This is a genomic window from Anaerotignum sp., from assembly GCF_030625865.1.
Lineage (GTDB): Bacteria > Bacillota > Clostridia > Lachnospirales > Anaerotignaceae > Chakrabartyella.
The window spans coordinates 30,379-47,914 of record NZ_DAOUQB010000003.1 but is presented as its reverse complement, the minus strand read 5'-3'; the positions used below and the strand labels follow the sequence as shown (position 1 = coordinate 47,914).

16 protein-coding genes and 1 tRNA gene are annotated in these 17,536 nt (G+C 39.2%); 5 read left to right on the top strand and 12 right to left on the bottom strand.

Annotation, left to right across the window (positions count from 1 at the left end):
- Positions 1-165 precede the first annotated feature (165 nt).
- Positions 166-654: a tRNA (uridine(34)/cytosine(34)/5-carboxymethylaminomethyluridine(34)-2'-O)-methyltransferase TrmL gene (gene trmL, locus P9Q65_RS01675; RefSeq protein ID WP_304507349.1), complete on the top strand. Its 489-nt coding sequence runs from the start codon at positions 166-168 to the stop codon at positions 652-654.
- Between the two features lie 233 nt (positions 655-887).
- Here the strand turns inward: trmL and P9Q65_RS01670 are convergent, their stop codons facing one another.
- The 4 genes from P9Q65_RS01670 to P9Q65_RS01655 all read right to left on the bottom strand — a co-directional run bounded on the left by P9Q65_RS01670 (position 888) and on the right by P9Q65_RS01655 (position 6,690).
- Positions 888-1,922, bottom strand: coding sequence for a PocR ligand-binding domain-containing protein (locus tag P9Q65_RS01670; protein ID WP_304507348.1), 1,035 nt, complete (start codon positions 1,920-1,922; stop codon positions 888-890).
- A 346-nt stretch (positions 1,923-2,268) separates the two neighbouring features.
- Positions 2,269-2,559 (bottom strand): hypothetical protein, encoded by a 291-nt coding sequence (locus P9Q65_RS01665; RefSeq protein ID WP_304507347.1) that lies wholly within the window; start codon positions 2,557-2,559, stop codon positions 2,269-2,271.
- 144 nt (positions 2,560-2,703) lie between these two features.
- Positions 2,704-3,816: an aminotransferase class I/II-fold pyridoxal phosphate-dependent enzyme gene (locus P9Q65_RS01660; protein WP_304507346.1), complete on the bottom strand. Its 1,113-nt coding sequence runs from the start codon at positions 3,814-3,816 to the stop codon at positions 2,704-2,706.
- 216 nt (positions 3,817-4,032) lie between these two features.
- A complete protein-coding gene (locus P9Q65_RS01655) occupies positions 4,033-6,690 on the bottom strand; it encodes a calcium-translocating P-type ATPase, PMCA-type (RefSeq protein WP_304507345.1) in 2,658 nt (885 codons plus the stop codon).
- A 113-nt stretch (positions 6,691-6,803) separates the two neighbouring features.
- Between P9Q65_RS01655 and P9Q65_RS01650 the strand changes: the two genes are divergently transcribed.
- Together P9Q65_RS01650 and P9Q65_RS01645 are read left to right on the top strand one after the other, a co-directional pair.
- On the top strand, positions 6,804-7,391 hold the full coding sequence (locus P9Q65_RS01650; RefSeq protein WP_304507344.1) for a manganese efflux pump: 588 nt from the start codon (positions 6,804-6,806) through the stop codon (positions 7,389-7,391).
- Between the two features lie 123 nt (positions 7,392-7,514).
- Positions 7,515-7,781 carry a hypothetical protein gene (locus P9Q65_RS01645; protein WP_304507343.1) on the top strand — a complete coding sequence of 89 codons (267 nt, stop codon included), beginning with the start codon at positions 7,515-7,517 and terminating at the stop codon, positions 7,779-7,781.
- Positions 7,782-7,951: 170 nt separating this feature from the next.
- On the opposite strand, the gene P9Q65_RS01640 is transcribed toward P9Q65_RS01645, so the two are convergent.
- The 4 genes from P9Q65_RS01640 to P9Q65_RS01625 form a co-directional block, all read right to left on the bottom strand.
- Positions 7,952-8,716 carry a MerR family transcriptional regulator gene (locus tag P9Q65_RS01640; protein ID WP_304507342.1) on the bottom strand — a complete coding sequence of 255 codons (765 nt, stop codon included), beginning with the start codon at positions 8,714-8,716 and terminating at the stop codon, positions 7,952-7,954.
- Between the two features lie 132 nt (positions 8,717-8,848).
- Complete coding sequence (locus P9Q65_RS01635; RefSeq protein ID WP_330695123.1) at positions 8,849-10,804, bottom strand: TRAP transporter permease; 1,956 nt, start codon at positions 10,802-10,804, stop codon at positions 8,849-8,851.
- 164 nt (positions 10,805-10,968) lie between these two features.
- Positions 10,969-11,358 carry a DUF1850 domain-containing protein gene (locus P9Q65_RS01630; RefSeq protein ID WP_304507341.1) on the bottom strand — a complete coding sequence of 130 codons (390 nt, stop codon included), beginning with the start codon at positions 11,356-11,358 and terminating at the stop codon, positions 10,969-10,971.
- Between the two features lie 117 nt (positions 11,359-11,475).
- Complete coding sequence (locus P9Q65_RS01625) at positions 11,476-12,477, bottom strand: TAXI family TRAP transporter solute-binding subunit (protein ID WP_304507340.1); 1,002 nt, start codon at positions 12,475-12,477, stop codon at positions 11,476-11,478.
- Between the two features lie 422 nt (positions 12,478-12,899).
- Between P9Q65_RS01625 and P9Q65_RS01620 the strand changes: the two genes are divergently transcribed.
- Together P9Q65_RS01620 and P9Q65_RS01615 are read left to right on the top strand one after the other, a co-directional pair.
- Positions 12,900-13,613, top strand: coding sequence for a M48 family metallopeptidase (locus tag P9Q65_RS01620; protein WP_304507339.1), 714 nt, complete (start codon positions 12,900-12,902; stop codon positions 13,611-13,613).
- Positions 13,614-13,687: 74 nt separating this feature from the next.
- A tRNA-Met gene (locus P9Q65_RS01615) sits at positions 13,688-13,761 on the top strand.
- Between the two features lie 142 nt (positions 13,762-13,903).
- Here the strand turns inward: P9Q65_RS01615 and fliJ are convergent.
- Genes fliJ through fliG form a run of 4 tightly spaced genes read right to left on the bottom strand, consistent with a single transcriptional unit; the run spans position 13,904 to position 17,535 of the window.
- Positions 13,904-14,335 carry a flagellar export protein FliJ gene (gene fliJ, locus P9Q65_RS01610; protein ID WP_304507338.1) on the bottom strand — a complete coding sequence of 144 codons (432 nt, stop codon included), beginning with the start codon at positions 14,333-14,335 and terminating at the stop codon, positions 13,904-13,906.
- 33 nt (positions 14,336-14,368) lie between these two features.
- Positions 14,369-15,670 carry a flagellar protein export ATPase FliI gene (gene fliI / locus P9Q65_RS01605; RefSeq protein WP_304507337.1) on the bottom strand — a complete coding sequence of 434 codons (1,302 nt, stop codon included), beginning with the start codon at positions 15,668-15,670 and terminating at the stop codon, positions 14,369-14,371.
- On the bottom strand, positions 15,663-16,541 hold the full coding sequence (locus P9Q65_RS01600; RefSeq protein ID WP_304507336.1) for a FliH/SctL family protein: 879 nt from the start codon (positions 16,539-16,541) through the stop codon (positions 15,663-15,665). The genes fliI and P9Q65_RS01600 overlap by 8 nt, the downstream gene beginning before the upstream one ends.
- Complete coding sequence (gene fliG / locus P9Q65_RS01595; protein WP_304507335.1) at positions 16,525-17,535, bottom strand: flagellar motor switch protein FliG; 1,011 nt, start codon at positions 17,533-17,535, stop codon at positions 16,525-16,527. Before fliG ends, P9Q65_RS01600 begins: the two co-directional genes overlap by 17 nt.
- Position 17,536: the final 1 nt, after the last annotated feature.

Sequence of the window (17,536 nt, the reverse complement as noted above, 5' to 3'; positions counted from 1 at the left end):
CAAAACTCCTAAACGATAACTATTTTTATTTAATAATAATATACAAGAAGTAATTAGTCAATAGGAATATTTTTCAATTCAAAATTTCTCCCATTTGCCCAAGTATTGTCTTATACTTTTCTTTATGCTACAATTTAAAGCATAAGTTAAAAGGAGGAACACAGCATGCATATCGTACTTTTAGAGCCTGAGATACCGCAAAACGCAGGTAATATCGCAAGAACCTGCGCCGTTACCAACTCTGTTTTGCATTTGATTAAACCCTTGGGCTTTTCTGTTGAAGATAAATATTTAAAAAGAGCGGGGTTAGATTATTGGAAACTTCTTGACATTCGCTATTATGAAAATTTTCAGGATTTTCTGAACAAAAATCAAGGAATTCGTCTCTGGATGGCAACTACAAAGGCAAAGCATGTATATTCTGATGTAGAATATACAGAAGATGACTATATTATGTTTGGGCGGGAAAGTGCAGGCATCCCTGAAGAAATTCTTATGGCACATGAAGCAACCACCATCCGTATCCCCATGTTAGAAGCGGCTAGAAGTTTAAATTTATCAAACTCCGTGGCAATTGTTCTTTACGAGGCCTGCCGTCAACAGGGCTTCCCCGGAATGCTCTCACAAGGTCAGTTACATCATCATACTTGGTAAACAATTTGGCTTACTCCAAACGTATACCCTAAATAATGTACTTTTCCTAATTTTTTATACGCTAAAAACAAACACAAGTCTTTCTTTTCTGAGATAATGATAAAGCAATTTTGAACTCATAAAACCACCGGATCTTATATAAGATCCGGTGGTAAATACTTTCTGAACTCTATCATTTTAGTTGCTATGAAGGCATAAAATTTTGAAATCCAGTCAATTGAAATTACTCAGTTTTAGCGAAATAATTGCTCTAAATTTTTCGCTATATCTACAGAATCATTTACCATTTTCTGCAAATCCACCATAGCTTCACTCTGACTTTCAGTATTCTTAAGACTCACATCAGCATCTTGAATGGTGGTGTCTATCTTTTCCCTAATTAATTCGTTTAAAACATCAATTCTTACAACTGTTTCATTGGAACTTTCAGCAAGGGTATGAATCTCTTTCGCTACTACCGCAAAGGTTCTACCGTCATTACCCAATCTAGCTGCCTCGATAGATGCATTTAAACCTAACAGCTTTGTTTGACTAATTATTTTTGCAATAGACTTTAATACATCAGAAACTTCCCTAGTTACATTGCTCACTTCTGTAATTCCTGCAGACAGTTCATTATGGCTACTAGACAACTCTTTTGCAGCTGCGGTTAGCGTTCCGATGGTTTCCGATATATGTAAAAAATTATTGGCTAATTCTTTCGTTAATATTTCTATTTCAAGCCTATTATATCCATTTTCTGCTAATGCATTTACAACAATAAACAAAACATCTGCCGCCGCTTGAATATTTTTCATAGGAACAATATCTATCTCATGAGCCGCAGACCATAATGCATCCTGATTAATATTTAGATCTTTTGCTGTTTTTTTAATTGCAACTTCATTCGGCTGAGAATCTAAAACTTGGCCTCCCAGTACAGTCCCTATATGCCGCCCCTTAATAACAATTGGACAGGCAAAATCCATTAGATTTGCATGGCATGAACCAATATATGGCTTACCCATCTGAACTGCCTTCACACCCATATCATGGTGGCAAGTGGCACATCTCGCATCTCCAATAGATGACATATGTATGTAATTATTACAAAAATCCCGATAATGACTAGGCGCTGTAATTTCTCTTCCTTCTCGATCTACACAAACTGCAGCGCAATTCATACCTATTGCAAAATTATCCAAAAAATCCTGAAGCACTTTTATATCTATAATATCTGTCACTTCCAACTTTTCCAGACCAATCATTCCATTTTGTATCTCTACCATTCCCATTCCCCCTAAAGAAGCGCCAATATTTCATTTGTCTTTGAAAATCCATTTAAAACATTTATTTTCAATGTTATCATTTCGCTTTATCTATGTCAATGTAGGAAAACACAAAATTTACATGCCAAATAATGTAGTTAAATGTCCCATTTCCTCATATTATAAAACCTATTTTTTTGACAGTCCCTTTTTTTTATAGATATTTGCAAGTAATGAGATAAAATTAATACCAAAACTTCAAATTATTTTAAAAACGTAGTAAGCCATTCAAAATTATGACAATTAAATATCCTAATGAAAAGCACTCCAATGGTAATGACACCTAAATTGGAGTGCTATCGTTCAATTAATCTTTTTTCTTTTCCATCCCTTCTATTGACGCAAAAAACTGATCATAGGTATCTCCCCATTTTTTCGGAGCCTCCGTAACGCCAAGGCGACCATCCTCCATATCGGATAAAAACCTTTGACCTTGTTGATAAATCTCTCCTACGGTAACTGCACAGCCTAATTCCGTGGCAAGCTCGCAAAGAGCCAGTTCCGGATCCTCCGCCTTCCTTGTTTCCAATATTTTTTTACGCAGGCTACTGTCTTTTCTTGCTTTTTCCTGCAATTCAAATAATCCGTCTTTTAACATTTTTTTCGCCTCCTTTTTTAAAGTATTTCCAACGAAAACATTTCAATGCTAAAAATTCTTATCAATATTTTACCAATAAAAAAGGATACTCCGGTAAGTATCCCTCAAAATCTAATTCCGTAAAAACCATGGAGAGTATTACCTTTACAGTATTCCCATGGCCTTTGCACTTTCCTCAATGGCATCTGCCGCCAAATCCAAATCCTCTTTGGTATGCCCTGCGGAAATGATTACTCTTAAGCGAGCTGCATCTTTCGGTACCATAGGAAATTGGATTACCTGAGCAAAGACACCTTTCTCAAATAGATCCCGGCTCATTTTTTGTGCCCGTTCTCCATCCCCAACAATGACAGGAATCACAGGTGTAACTGTAGTTCCAATGTTTAAACCCAGTTTTTTCATTCGGTTAGCGAAATATTCTCTGTTTCCCCAAAGTTTTTTTACATAAGATTCCTCATCCGAAATCATCTCAATCACCTTTAATGCTGCTGCTGCCAAACAAGGAGCCATAGGCGATGCTGTAAAAATAAAGCTTCTTGCCTTTGGTCGCAATGCATCAATCAGTTCCCTTGAACCTGCCACAAACCCTCCGGCAGAGCCAAATGCTTTTGACAAAGAACCAGTTTCCACATATACACGCTGACGAAGTCCAAAGTGGTCTACCGTGCCTCTTCCCATAGGCCCCATAACCCCGTCGCCATGGGCATCATCAACCATTAGCATTGCCCCATACGCATCTGCCAAATCGGCAATTTCCGGAAGAGGTGCCAAATCTCCATCCATGCTAAACACGCCATCCGTAACAATAAGCTTTTTCCCTTCCACAGGCTCCTTTAATTTTTCCTCAAGGGATTTCATATTCTTATGCCCATAAACTTTAACCTGTGCCCCGGATAGACGACAGCCATCAATAATACTGCCGTGATTCAAAGCATCACTGTAAATAACATCACCTTTCCCCACCAAAAAAGGAATCACCCCTGTATTTGCTGAAACACCACAATTAAAAACAAGAACAGCTTCCACATCTTTAAACTCTGCCAACGCCTTCTCTAACGCATCGTGAACGGGAAAATTTCCAACTATATTTCGGCTGGCGGTTGGTCCCACTCCGTATTGATCTAAAGCCTCTTTTGCCGCCTGTATTGCCGCAGGATGGCTGGCAAGACCTAAATAGTTGTTGGATGCCATATTTACGACCTCTCGTCCATCCAAATTAATCCGTGCCCCTTGAGGACTATAAACAGTTCTATACATATTCTTTCCCCCTCTGCCTTTGCCTTGTGGAACTTTTCAATAATCCCCGCCCTTACCACGGGAAAAGCTTTCTTTTATTATAACAAATACAATCAGGCGAAACAACAAATACAGCGTCTAAAATATGTAAAAAAGTCCACTCATATTTCCAGCTGACACCTTTAACAAAAGCATAAACAAAAAGCTTGAGGAGCCCCCCAAGCTTTTTGTTATCAGTTAAAATACTGCAAGTTGATTTTTACTTTTCTTACAGTCTATTATTCTGTCCTTCCATTTTTCCAACTCAACAATGGGTAAAGGTAAAAGGGCTAGCCCAGCAACAACAATCCATTCTGTAATACCCAGAGGAGTAACTTTAAATACCGTCGCCAAAGGCTGAACCATAATTACCCCAACCTGAAGGATTGTACCCACAATCAGTGCTCCAACCAGCCAAACATTATCAAAAGGACGAATGGCCAATAAAGAATGCTCCGAGCGCATATTAAAAGCATGAATTAACTGAGACAGAGAAAGTACTGCAAACGCCATAGTCCTGCCAGTGACATACATTTTTTCTTCGTCAAAATATACATGTCCAATGGCAAACGCCAGCAATGCCAACATACCAATCATCATGCCTTCCACCATAATCTTACTTCCCAATCCACCGCCAAATAGCGTGCTCTCCCGCTTTCTAGGCGGGCGATCCATGCAATCCCTTTCCACCGGGTCCATGCCCAATGCAATGGCAGGCAAAGAATCCGTCACCAAGTTTACCCATAACAGCTGAATAGGAAGCAGGGGTGTTGCCCAACCAAAGCACATCGCTGCAAAAATCGTTATGATCTCTCCAATATTGCTGGATAAAAGAAAATGTACCGCCTTACGGATGTTATCGTAAATACCTCTGCCTTCCCGTACCGCTTCCACAATGGTAGCAAAATTATCATCCGTCAAAATCATATCCGATGCACCTTTCGCCACCTCTGTACCGCTTTTTCCCATAGCGCATCCGATATCCGCTGCCTTCAATGCCGGAGCGTCATTTACGCCGTCCCCTGTCATGGCAACAACACTGCCATCTTTTTGATACGCCTTCACAATACGCACCTTATGTTCCGGGGCAACCCTTGCAAATACCGTACAATGGCCAACGGCATCCACCAATTCCTCATCAGATAGCTTCCCTAACTCCTGACCCGTAATGCAAATATCTCCTTTTTGATAAATCCCAAGCTGGGTAGCAATCGCCTGTGCCGTAAGGGCATGGTCTCCCGTAATCATGACGGGGCGAATCCCCGCCTTTTTGCAAAGGGCAACTGAACTTGCAGCCTCAGGCCTGGGGGGGTCAATCATACCGGCCATACCAACAAAAACCATATCCCGCTCAGTCTTCTCTACTCTGGATAAATCAGGCTTCTCCCGCCATTCTTTAAACGCAACCGCAACCACTCTTAATGCACCTGCTGCCATCTCCCCGTTTTGCATCCTTGCCTTGCTTTTCTTATTTCCATCAAAAGTAACCTGAGCATGTCCCTCCAAACATTTCGTACAGCGTTCAAACAAAATATCCGGTGCACCCTTGGTAACTGTCATCCATGTCCCGTCGCCCATGGCATGAAGGGTAGTCATCATTTTTCGTTCCGACGAAAAGGGAATTTCACCGATTCTTGGCATTTCTCCATGCACATCCTCAATCCTCACACCGTTTTCTTCCGCCGCCTCAGCTAACGCCCGCTCCGTAGGCTCACCCAATAATTTTCCATTTTCCATTCGGCAATCATTGCAAAGGGAAAATAGCGTAAGAATAAGCCGTCTTTTTTCCTCATTCTTCTTTTTATCATGGCCTGAAATTTTAACAACCTTCATTTTGTTTTGTGTTAGCGTTCCTGTTTTATCCGAGCAAATGACTGCCGCACTGCCTAAGGTCTCCACTGCGGGTAAACGACGTATTATCGTATTTTTTCTGGACATTCTCTGCATCCCGATTGCCAACACAATCGTCACAATGGCAGGTAGCCCCTCGGGAATTGCAGCAACAGCCAAACTAACGGAAGTCATAAACATATTAAATGGTGGTTCGTGCCGCAAGATTCCCATAGCAAAAATAACGGCACAAATTCCCAGTGCCCCCATACCAAGGACCTTTCCGGTTTGTCCAAGTTTTTTCTGCAATGGCGTTTCTTGATCCTCCTGCTCTGCCAAAAGATTGGCAATCCTTCCAATTTCCGTATCCATCCCTGTTGCAACCGCTATGGCACGTCCGCTTCCGCCTAGTACGAAACTACCGGATAACACCATATTTTTCCGATCGCCCAAAGCCGTTTCCTTCGCAAAAACCTTTGTTTCCTTTTCTACCGCCAGAGACTCTCCAGTAATAGCACTTTCTTCGGTTTTTAAACTACGGCTTTCTGTCACTCGTCCATCGGCACATATGTATCCCCCTGCTTCAAGGAGCATAATATCCCCAACTACAACATCTTCAGCAGGAATTTCCATGCGCTTCCCATCCCGAAAAACCACAGCCTTCGGTGCCGACATTTTCTTGAGCGCCTCTAAAGCCTTTTGTGCCTTACTCTCTTGTATCACACCCAAGAGAGCATTTAGCACGACAATTGCTATAATAATGACAGAATCGATAAAGTCCTTTTCCCCATTTAGATAAGATACTGCAAAAGAAACCACCGCAGCCACTAATAGCAGTATAATCATAAAATCATTAAACTGAGCAAAAAATCTTCTTATAATTCCTGTGTTCTCCCCCTCATGCTGAAGCAGATTCTTCCCATTCTCCGATAATCTCTTTTTTGCCTCTTCCATAGAAAGGCCATTTCCCAAAGAAGACCCCAAAGACTGAACAACTTCCTTTGCATTTTGATTCCACCAATCCATATCATCACACCCGTCCTTTGTTTGTTTAATCAGTTTGTCCTCTTTTTCATATCTATGAGACCATGCCCAAAAAAATGCCATCTGCATACTATGAAATCAGGAGGTGTTTCCTTATGGTTTTTTGTTTGCTGCTTGCCTTTTCCCTCAGTGTGGACGCTTTAGGCATTGGCATCTCTTATGGATTGCGTCGCATTACTTTCCCAACCGCATCCAAATTTTTATTGGCAATAGAGACTTTTTTCATGATGCAAGGTTTTATTTTAGCAGGCCGCGGGCTTGCACTGCTTCTTCCCTCCGCCACAGGCGAGACCTTAGCCGCCTGCTTTTTGCTTCTGTTTGGTCTATGGCTTTGCTTACAAGGCTTTCGGAAGGCAAAAGAACCTCCATCACATCTGGCAACGGTTCACCAGCCTTCCGCTTGCGATAAAGACGCATCTAAGACATTGGAGCCTAAGGAAGCCCTCCTGCTTGGTTTTATTCTTTCCCTTGATTCATTAGGTGTTGGTGTCAGTGCTGCTGCTTCTGGAATAAAAATTGCCAGTCTTCCTATTTTTGCCGCAATTTTTCAGGTCAGCTTTCTATCCTTAGGTGCTTTCTTCGGTGAAAAGCTTACCTCTTCCGACAAAGTTAAAGAAAATCTGTGGACGACGCTATCCGGCGGAATCCTTATTTTGATCGCACTAATTCGTTTAATATTTTAAATTTGCTTCTCCATATTAAAAAAACAATTTGCACGATAGTGGGTGCTAGCATTCTAAAATGCAAGCAATTGGTTTCCATCACCTTAAAATCATGCTATACTTTATGAAACGGAGGTGATGATTATGTTCACATTTTTTAATAGTCTTACAGTATATGTAGCCCATTCCTTAGAAGAACAGGGAAAAATGCGTGAATTTTTAGAGGAGGCTGGAATCGAACATTCTGTATCGGCAGTGGATGCAAATTCCCCCGGAGGGCTTTCTCCCGTAATTTCTCCCGATCGTCTCTTGATACAACCCATTGACTTTAATTTTTACGTCTACAAAAAAGACTTTGACAGAGCAAAGAGTCTTATTCAAGACAATTGGCATTGGAATGAAAATACCTAACGAGGGGCATAATCCTCATATGCACCTCCAATCCCTTCTCTTTCGCAAAAAAGCCCCATTGCTTCGTGCAGGATCTACCTTGCACTAATAAGCATGAGGGCTTTTCATTTTTCCAAAAAAATTTCAATTAATTTTATCGAGACCTGTTCTTCTCACATTCAGTCGCAATCTTACAACTTCTCAATCCAGTAGTCCACAGCCTTTTTCAAAAATTCTGCACACCCTTTTACTTCTCTGTCATAGTAGGCAGTAAAACGTTCATCCATCAAATACATCTCCGTCAACGCCTTATGTCCTTTTAGGGAATAGCCTTTCCAAGTCATTTTCAACCATTCCTTGTGAAGCAGCACTATATTCTTTCCTTCTGCACTTTCCCCTTGTTTCCCCGCAATGACCACTTCCTTTAAACGAAATAAAATTTCATTTTCTAGATTTTTAAGATGTTCATATTCTCCCTCTGTCATATCTAAAATTTTCTTGTTTGTTTCTTCTAGGGCACCATTGCCATACTTCTCTCGAACTTCCTTGCCATAGCGTTCTTCATTTTCTTGAATAATTTCTTCTTTCAATACATCAAATCGTTCTCTGTCGCTCATTTCCACTTCTCCTTTTTTTGATAGAATTGTTTTTTTCACAATACAAATCAAGTCATCTACCCGTTTCTTTTGATTTTCAAGTTCCTGCAAATGACCATATAAGGCAGAAAGAATATCAAAATCAGTCTGATATAAAATATTTCTGATCTGCTCTAAACCAAAGCCCCGCTCCCGATAAAAAAGAATTTGTTGTAAAAGCTCAACCTCCTTTTCCCCGTAAAATCGGTATCCGGCATCATTGGTATGAGAAGGCAAAAGCAGACCAATCTCATCATAATACCGAAGGGTGCGTGAGCTTACTCCCGCCAATTCCGATAGTTCCTTAATGCCATATTCCATACTGTCACCTCCTATTGAAAAAAGGATACACCTTGACGCAACGTCAAAGTCAACAACAAAATTCATCATAGAACACTCAAATTTTTTTGCACAAAAAAGCGAGTAGCTATGCTACCCGCTCAATTAAACTTCTTACGCAGTTGTTTTTAATTTTTTTCTATTTTCCATCAATTGCATTGCAACAATAATACCAACTGCAATAATACCAACGAAGTCTGTTCCTATGCTCGGATAAATCAACATTAGGCCACAAATGATACAGATAACCCGTAAAACGGGATTTAAATCTTTAAACATATAACCAATCATGCCGCCAGAAATAGCAAACATACCGATAAAAGAAGTCACGACTACCTGAATTACCTGTATGGGTGTTGTATTAATAAATAATAACGCTTGGTTGTATGCAAATACATAGGGAATGATAAAGGCAGCAATGGCAAGCATTGTTGCGTTAAATGCCGTTTTCATAGGATTTGCACCCGCAATTGCAGATCCCGCATATGCGGCCAATGCAACAGGCGGCGTAATATCTGCTACAATACCAAAGTAAAATACAAACATATTGGCAGCCACGATATCCATATTCATGCCCGTAATTAATATAGGCGCACAGGTTGTAGCCATAATGATATAGTTCGCCGTTGTAGGCACACCCATACCCAAAATAATACAACATACCATTGTTAGCATGAGCGCAATAATAAGGCTATTGCCTGCTACGGAAACAATCCCTGAAATAAAAATCTGTCCTAAGCCTGTCATACTTACAACGCCGGCAATAATGCCCGCCATACCACAAGCGGCTGCAACAGAAAGGGTACCTTTCCCACCATTTTCCAAGGCTGTACAAAAGCCATTTACATTCATACGATTTTCTTTGTTAAACATACTCACGGCAATAGCTACTAATGTTGCAAAAATCGCAGAACGTGACATGGTGTAACCATCAATAATCATATATACCAGTACAACCAATGGCAAAAGCAAATACATATTTTTAAATAAATGTTTAAATTTTGGCAATTCTTCTTTGGGAATTCCCATTAATTTTAGCTTTCTTGCCTTAAAGTGTACCATTAAAAAGATACCTGAAAAATATAAGAATGCAGGTAAAATGGCCTTTTGAATAATGCTGGCATATTGTACACCGCACATTTCTGCCATCAAGAATGCAGCCGCACCCATAATTGGGGGCATAATCTGACCACCGGTAGAAGCTGCTGCTTCAACTGCACCCGCAAACTCAGGAGGATATCCTGTTTTTTTCATCATAGGGATGGTAACGCTACCTGTCGTAACCGTATTTCCTACGGAACTACCGGAAACCATACCGCATAGCGCACTGGAAATAACCGCAACCTTTGCAGGGCCGCCTGAACTGGCACCTGCCACAGAATTTGCACATTGAATAAAAAAGTTGGATATTCCCGTTGCTTCTAAAAAAGCGCCAAAAATAATAAATAATGCGATAAAGGTAGAACAAACACCGATAGGAACCCCGATAACACCTGTTGTTGTATAAAACAAATTATATATAATTCGTCTGAGAGGTAATCCCGTGGAAAATGCATAGATTACAAAGGCTGTTGCCACAACAATAATAGGGATACCCGTTACTCGGCGGCAAGCCTCCGTTAAAACTAAAATACCAATAATACCAAAAATCACTTCAATTTGCCCTATTCTTGTGGCCTTTTGGATGATTTCGTTAAAATTTATAACATAATAAAGAAAACTGGCAGAACCTCCAATTCCCAAAATCCAGTCATACCAAGGAATATGGTTCACCTTTTGCGACATACCCTTTTTTCTTGGATAAACTGTAAATATCAATAAAATAACTGCGCTCAAAAATAAACAACGCCTAATCTGTTCGCCCCAATTTGCGAATAAATTCATATAAACCATAAATAATGCGAACGCAATCAGCATGCACCGCACAATTATCTTTGGAATCCCTTCAAAATGACGAACATTCGCTTCCCTATCATATTTTTTCATAACCGCTTCCAAATTTGTACCATTTACTTCCTCATGAAATGCAGCAATGTTCTCCAAAGATACCTTTTCTTTCTTTTTAAACACCGTACGTCCTCCTTTTGTTCAGAATGCTTTTCAAAGTATCCAAACCAAATTTAAGCATTTTACATATCTTAATTATAAGGCAATCTAATTTTTTCTTAAAAACAATATGCAAAAAAACAAAGCATTAAAGGGCTTAAATTACTTTGAAACTATCAACCCCTTTTCTATTTCTTCCCCTTTTCATAACTAAAAGTGACAAATCTATCCTTACCGCAAAGTTGGCGCAGACTGATTTCTTCTCCGTTCACACTCAGAATATGATCATAAACAGGGCTTACATTATAAGAAAGATCAGGTATGGGCTTGTCAAAGCCGGAAACAATCATAGATCCATCTTCCCCGTATGTCAATGTTTGTCCATCTTCCACCTCAGTTTGCACCCCTGCTCCAAAATTATAGTATACCGTCTCGTATACAACAATTTTTCCATTCTCAATTCGGTACCGATCCTCCACCGTAGACTTATTTACAGAATGCATGAATCGCACAGAAAATTCCCCGCCTTCTTCCATGGGGTAACTTGCGAGAATATTGCCTGTTCTCCCGTTCCTCAATATCAGGCAATCTCCTGTATGGTTCATAAGAAAAATAGTAGTTGCAATAATAACAATTATTATTGCAACCACTATGCCAGCAAACTGCTTATAGCTTATTTTACCACGATTTGACAATTAGCTCAGAACACCAATCTCTTTAAAGTATTTCTCAGCACCGGGATGGAAAGGAACGGAAATCCCCTGTACTGCTGCATTTGAATCTAATTCAGCAAATTTTGCATTGCTGTTTGCCAAAGCCTCTTTGTTTTCAAAAAGTGCTTTTGTAAATTCATAAATGGTGTCTTCTGTCAAATCATTTTTAGCAATTAAGGTTGCACGAACGCTCAATGTCTGTACGTCATCAGGAACGCAAGAATATGTTCCGCCCGGAATAATTGTTTTAGTATAGAAAGGATATTCAGCCATTAAAGCTTCTGCATGCTCATCATCAATGGTCAGCAAATTAATGTCTTTGGAAATAGCCAAATCAACCACTGCTGTTGTAGGCGCGCCTGCTGTAATAAATGCTGCATCAATTTTTCCATCCTTGATAGAATCTGCTGCATCGCCGAAGCTACCGTTTACTTTGTTAATATCCTTGTTAATATCAATACCATAAGCCGCTAAAATCTGTGTTGCATTAAATTCAACACCGCTGCCTGCGTCACCCACATTTATTGTTTTACCTTTTAAGTCTGCAATACTGGTAATACCAGGGGCTGCTATAATCTGGCAGGTTTCATCGTAAATTCCTGCAATCGCAGAAAAAGAATCAAAGGCGCCATCTGCTTCAAAAAGGTCTGTACCTTTATATGCATAGTACATTACATCATTCTGAACAATGGCAATATCTGAAATTCCTTCGTCTACATCTAAAATATTTGCCTTGGAAGCACCGGTAGAAACCACCTTCAGGCTAACATTTTCCATTACGTTGTTTAATACGGTAGCCATGGTTCCACCGACAGCATAATATGTACCGGTTGTTCCACCTGTACCCAAAGTTAATTCCTGTGCGCCCGCAGAAGCATTATTCGTTTCACCCTCAGCAGCCTCATTGCCACTGCTGCCACAACCTGTAAATGCCATCACAGCAGTTACAGCCAAGGCTGTTAATGTTACTAATCTCTTTTTCATTTACCCATCTCCTTATTTTTTTATTTTGCTTTATGCAAATTATTTTATTTATATTCAGTTGTTATTTTATCATATATCAATGTATACTTCAATCGAAAGTTTATGGTTTGTATTTCTCTGTTTATTTTTCATTCGTTTTTCCAATGCTTTTTTCCATATTTCCCAATTTTATTATTCAAAAAAACTATTGATTTCCGCATCAAAATGAATAATTATATAATTTATAAATGATTGGTTCTTCCCTTGCAAAAGACAACTTATTCATTTTTATAATTAATTTAATTAATTTTAGCCTATTCATTAAAAAAATTGTGTATATTTTGAAATAATACGCATGGATAATAAAAAGTAACCAGACTGGACAATCCTATTTTAAGCGTGTAAAATATATAAATAATCGATTATAGCAAAGGAGAATCTCTATGTCTATACACACAGTTCAATATGAAGGCATCGAATTGGAATATGAACTAATTCGCAAAGATGTTAAATATATCAATCTCCGTGTGAATAAACATGGAAACGTTGTTGTCTCTGCATCAAAAAAAGTTCCTTATTCTGTAATTGAGGAATTCGTAAAATCCAAATCCCTTTGGGTTATCACACACCTTGCCGAAATTGAAAAAATTCGTCAAAATTTACCCCCGGCAGGATTTTATAATGGGAAAACCCTTTACTATTTGGGTAAACCTTACCGTTTGGTGATTTCCAAAGGCACATCCAAAATTGAAATAAACGGAGATAAAATTTGCATGTTTTCTACCAGCACCACCGAAAATGCTCTCCATGATGAATATCTTTTTTGGCTGAAACAACAAGCAAAAACAAAATTCCAAGAAATTTTAAAAGAAATTCACCCCTTGGTTGAACCTTACGGAATTTTACTACCAACCATCCATGTGCGGAATATGAAAACCCTCTGGGGGAGCTGTACTACTTGTGGAGATACCATTCGCTTGAATCTTCAGCTAATGAAAGCCTCAGAAGACTGCATCCAACAGGTTGTACTCCATGAGTTACTACATTTTCGCTATAAGAATCATGGGCATGACTTTTATGCCCTATTAACCCAACTAATGCCCGACTGGCAAGACAGAAAAAGTAAGTTAGAGTCGAAATTTAAGGATGGGGTATGAAATTTGCGACAATGTTGTGTTGACAAACCTGTTTATTAGGCATATAATAAATAACGTAGTACATTTCATGTTGCCGCGGAGTGGAGCAGTCCGGTAGCTCGTCGGGCTCATAACCCGAAGGTCGTAGGTTCAAATCCTGCCTCCGCAATCCAACCCCCAATTTATATGGGGGTTTTTATTTTACCCTTTTAAAGTTGATTTCTCCTGTAGTATTTACAAGCGCCCCTTGAACATCAAAATTTGTTTTTAAAGAGTGTTCCTTGTTTTTGCTGCATTTCATTCACCAAAAATTATAAATTTCGGGACACAAATTCTTCTATGAATAATTCTTCACTTTTTTGCATTTCTTTATGATAAATCTCAAGTTTTTTTTCCTTTAGCTTTTCCAGCGTGGAAGTCTCAATTTTTACTTCTACTACTTCAGCACGCTTCTCTTCTTCCACTTTTTTTAATTTTTCAAGCTGGCGTTTTTCTTGTTGAATTTCCACTTCCAGTTTATAGAGAAAACCTGAATATTCCATTGCTTCAATAATAGAAATTCCTTCTATCTTTTTCTCGTTAAACTCAGAATTGATACCTCTATATCTTTCCAAAAGAAAATCAATTTTTTGATTCTGCTCATTTACCATGGCAATTACTTTAGCATGTTCAGCCTTTTTGCTTTCTAAGCGCTGATTTTTAAAATTCATAACAGATTCCAGCTGAAAACTAAATTTTTTCATTTCATCACCCACAAATATAATACAGCCAACGGTTTATTTTAAAATTTCCTCCATCTGTTTCAAGGTTTCTTCAAGGGAAAATTTCTCATCCACGCCTTGTTTCAAAAAGGAATTAATTTTGTCTATTTTGGAAATCGCAAAGTCCAGCTTATGGTTTGTCCCATGCTTATAAGCACCAATGGAAATCAAATCGCTGTTTTTCTCATAAATACTAAGAATATCCCTTAGTTTTGAGGCCATTTCCAAATGATGTCGTTCAGCAATGGCACTCATAAGTCTTGAAATGCTTGCATTTACATCAATGGCCGGAAAATGATTCCCATTGGCCAATTTTCTGGACAACACAATATGCCCATCAATAATACCTCTTACCGTATCTGCAATGGGATCATTGGTATCATCCCCTTCCACCAGCACGGTATAAATTCCGGTAATAGAACCATCTTTAAAATTACCCGTTCGCTCAAGCAGCTTTGGCATTTCTGCATATATGGATGGTGTATATCCCCTTGCAATAGGCGGCTCACCTATAGCCAGTCCAATTTCCCGCTGAGCCATAGCAAATCTTGTTAGGGAATCCATCATAAGCAGTACATCCTTGCCTTGATTTTTAAAATATTCTGCAATTGCAGTGGCAACCAAAGGGCACTTCATTCGAAGCATTGCAGATTGATCTGAGGTTGCAACAACTAAAACAGATCGCTTTAGGCCTTCTTCCCCTAAATCTCTTTCAATAAATTCTCGAACTTCTCTTCCTCTTTCCCCCACTAGCGCAATTACGTTAATGTCTGTTTTTACTTTTCTGGCAAGCATACCCAGAAGGGTACTTTTCCCTACACCACTACCCGCAAAAATACCCATTCTTTGACCCTTGCCAATAGTAAGTAAGCCATCAATCGCCTTGACACCGAATTCCATTCTTTCTTGAATGGGCGGCCTGGTAAGAGGATTTGTTACAATACTGTCCACAGGAAAATACTGGCTTGACTGAAGCTCACCCAAGCCATCCATAGGTCTTCCCAGAGCGTCTATGATTCTCCCTTGTAAAAAATCCCCCACCGGTATTTTTAAGCACTCGTTTGTATTCTTTACAAAGGTTCCTGCGGAAACCCCTTTCATACTCTCATAGGGCATAAGCAGAATACGATCGTCCCGAAAACCTACCGTTTCCGCCATGATTTGCTTTTTCTCGCTTTCGTTGTAAATCATGCTGATCTCGCCAATACTGGCTTTTCTGCCGGATGCCTCTATTGCCATTCCAACAATATTTTCAATTTTGCCGATATGACTTATGGTATTTGAACGTTTAATCACATCAACCAATTCACTAAACAATGTCATTCCCTCCGAGCTTACCTGAACTCTTCATAATTGCCCTGATATTTTCAATCTGGGTACTTGCGCTGGCATCAATAATTTGGTCTGGCAGTTCAATAATACAGGTTCCCGGCGCAGAATCCTCCATAACAATTATCTTAATATGTTCAGACAAATGCGAAATTGCATCTATCAAATCTGCATTTGACTCTACAATTAAAGCAGAATCACTTTTTGAAATATAAATCTTTGCCCATTCTTTATATTTCATTTTACTTGTAGCAGTTACAATCATTTTTTTTATGATTTCTCCACTGGTTTTCAAACTAATCTGAATGACCTTTTCTGCAATGGAAATTGCCAGTTCTTTTAGCTCATCTATGTTTTGCGAAATAAGCAGCTTTTTCTCTTCTTCATACGCCTGTATAATATCTCTTACTTGAATAAGAAAAGCTGCTGTCTCTTCATCCATTTTTGCTTTATTCTCTTCATAAGCCTTTTGATAACCTTCCTGGTATCCTTCTTGAGAAGCTTGGTCAAAGGCATTTTTTTTGATTTCCTCAGCATCGGTTTGAGCTTGTCCGATCATCTCATCCGCTTTTTTTTGGGCCTCTGCAAGCACTTTTTTCTCTTTCTCAAGAAGCTTAGCCTCTCTTTTTTCAAGCTCCCGCAACAGCAAGTGGCTTTTATCAGGTTCATCAGAGATTTTTTTTTCCGACTCCTGAGGTTCAACCTCTTCCATATCTTCTTCTACCACTTCTTTATCAAAACTGGGCAGTACGATATTCCCGCTGGATTTATTAAAAGTTTTTTTCTCCGCAGAACTATCTCCAAACTGATCAAAACGAAAGGCGTCTATTGTTAATTCTTCATCATGCAATAATATCATCCTTTCCGCCCTTAGAAACAACAATCTGGCCTGCGTCTTCAAGCTTTCTGATTACGCTAACAATTCTCTGCTGTGCATCCTCAACATCTTTAACACGAACATTCGTTGTGATTTCCAGTTCAGATTTAATGGTTTCTGTCATACGAGCAGACATATTGGAGAAAATAACATTTGCAACTTCGCTTTGTGCACCCTTAAGCGCATAAACAAGATCTTTTTGGTCAACCTCACGAATAACTCTCTGAATGGAAAGATTATCCATCCCAACAATATCTTCGAATACAAACATTTTCTTACGGATTTCTTCCACAAGTTCAACGTCACGCTTACTAAGTTCATCAAAGATATATTTTTCATCGCCACGATCCACATAATTCATAACTTCGGCAATATAATCAATACCACCAATTTTCGTATAATCTGTGGTCATTACAGACGATAGTTTTTTTTCAATTTCCTGCTCCACAATTTTCATAGCCTCGGGAGCTGCACTATCCATTCTTGCAATTGCCTCGACTACGCTAATTTTTCTTTGCTCAGGGAGTCCGGCAATAATATTTGCCGCCCGATCAGAGTCCATATATGAAAGAACCAAGGCAATGGTTTGGGGTCTTTCATTGCTTAAAATAGAGAAAATGGACAAGTCATCATATTTACTCAAGAAAGAGAATACCCTGGATTTAAGGGTTTTCTCTACCTTTCCTAATAAATTGCTGGCCACATCTTCGCCAAAAGCTTTTTCCAAAACGCTTTTAGCATACTCCATGCCACCTTCTGTAACAACTTTATGAAGCATACAATTTTTATAAAACTCGTCCAAAATTCCTTCTGTCACTTCTGATGGCAAAAATCCCAGTTTTGCAACTTCAATGGTAATCCTTTGAATTTCCTCTTCCGTTAAATATTTATAAACCTGCGCGGCCTTTTCTGCTCCAAGGGAGATAACAACCGCAGCAGCCTTCTGTTCCGGCGTTATAACATTTTCCTTTGCCACT

Excerpts from the sequence above, each read along its gene's own strand:
- trmL (WP_304507349.1), top strand. The coding sequence starts at position 166 with ATGCATATCGTACTTTTAGAGCCTGAGATACCGCAAAACGCAGGTAAT.
- P9Q65_RS01670 (WP_304507348.1), bottom strand. The coding sequence starts at position 1,922 with ATGGTAGAGATACAAAATGGAATGATTGGTCTGGAAAAGTTGGAAGTG.
- P9Q65_RS01665 (WP_304507347.1), bottom strand. The coding sequence starts at position 2,559 with ATGTTAAAAGACGGATTATTTGAATTGCAGGAAAAAGCAAGAAAAGAC.
- P9Q65_RS01660 (WP_304507346.1), bottom strand. The coding sequence starts at position 3,816 with ATGTATAGAACTGTTTATAGTCCTCAAGGGGCACGGATTAATTTGGAT.
- P9Q65_RS01655 (WP_304507345.1), bottom strand. The coding sequence starts at position 6,690 with ATGGATTGGTGGAATCAAAATGCAAAGGAAGTTGTTCAGTCTTTGGGG.
- P9Q65_RS01650 (WP_304507344.1), top strand. The coding sequence starts at position 6,804 with ATGGTTTTTTGTTTGCTGCTTGCCTTTTCCCTCAGTGTGGACGCTTTA.
- P9Q65_RS01645 (WP_304507343.1), top strand. The coding sequence starts at position 7,515 with ATGTTCACATTTTTTAATAGTCTTACAGTATATGTAGCCCATTCCTTA.
- P9Q65_RS01640 (WP_304507342.1), bottom strand. The coding sequence starts at position 8,716 with ATGGAATATGGCATTAAGGAACTATCGGAATTGGCGGGAGTAAGCTCA.
- P9Q65_RS01625 (WP_304507340.1), bottom strand. The coding sequence starts at position 12,477 with ATGAAAAAGAGATTAGTAACATTAACAGCCTTGGCTGTAACTGCTGTG.
- P9Q65_RS01620 (WP_304507339.1), top strand. The coding sequence starts at position 12,900 with ATGTCTATACACACAGTTCAATATGAAGGCATCGAATTGGAATATGAA.
- fliJ (WP_304507338.1), bottom strand. The coding sequence starts at position 14,335 with ATGAAAAAATTTAGTTTTCAGCTGGAATCTGTTATGAATTTTAAAAAT.
- P9Q65_RS01600 (WP_304507336.1), bottom strand. The coding sequence starts at position 16,541 with ATGATATTATTGCATGATGAAGAATTAACAATAGACGCCTTTCGTTTT.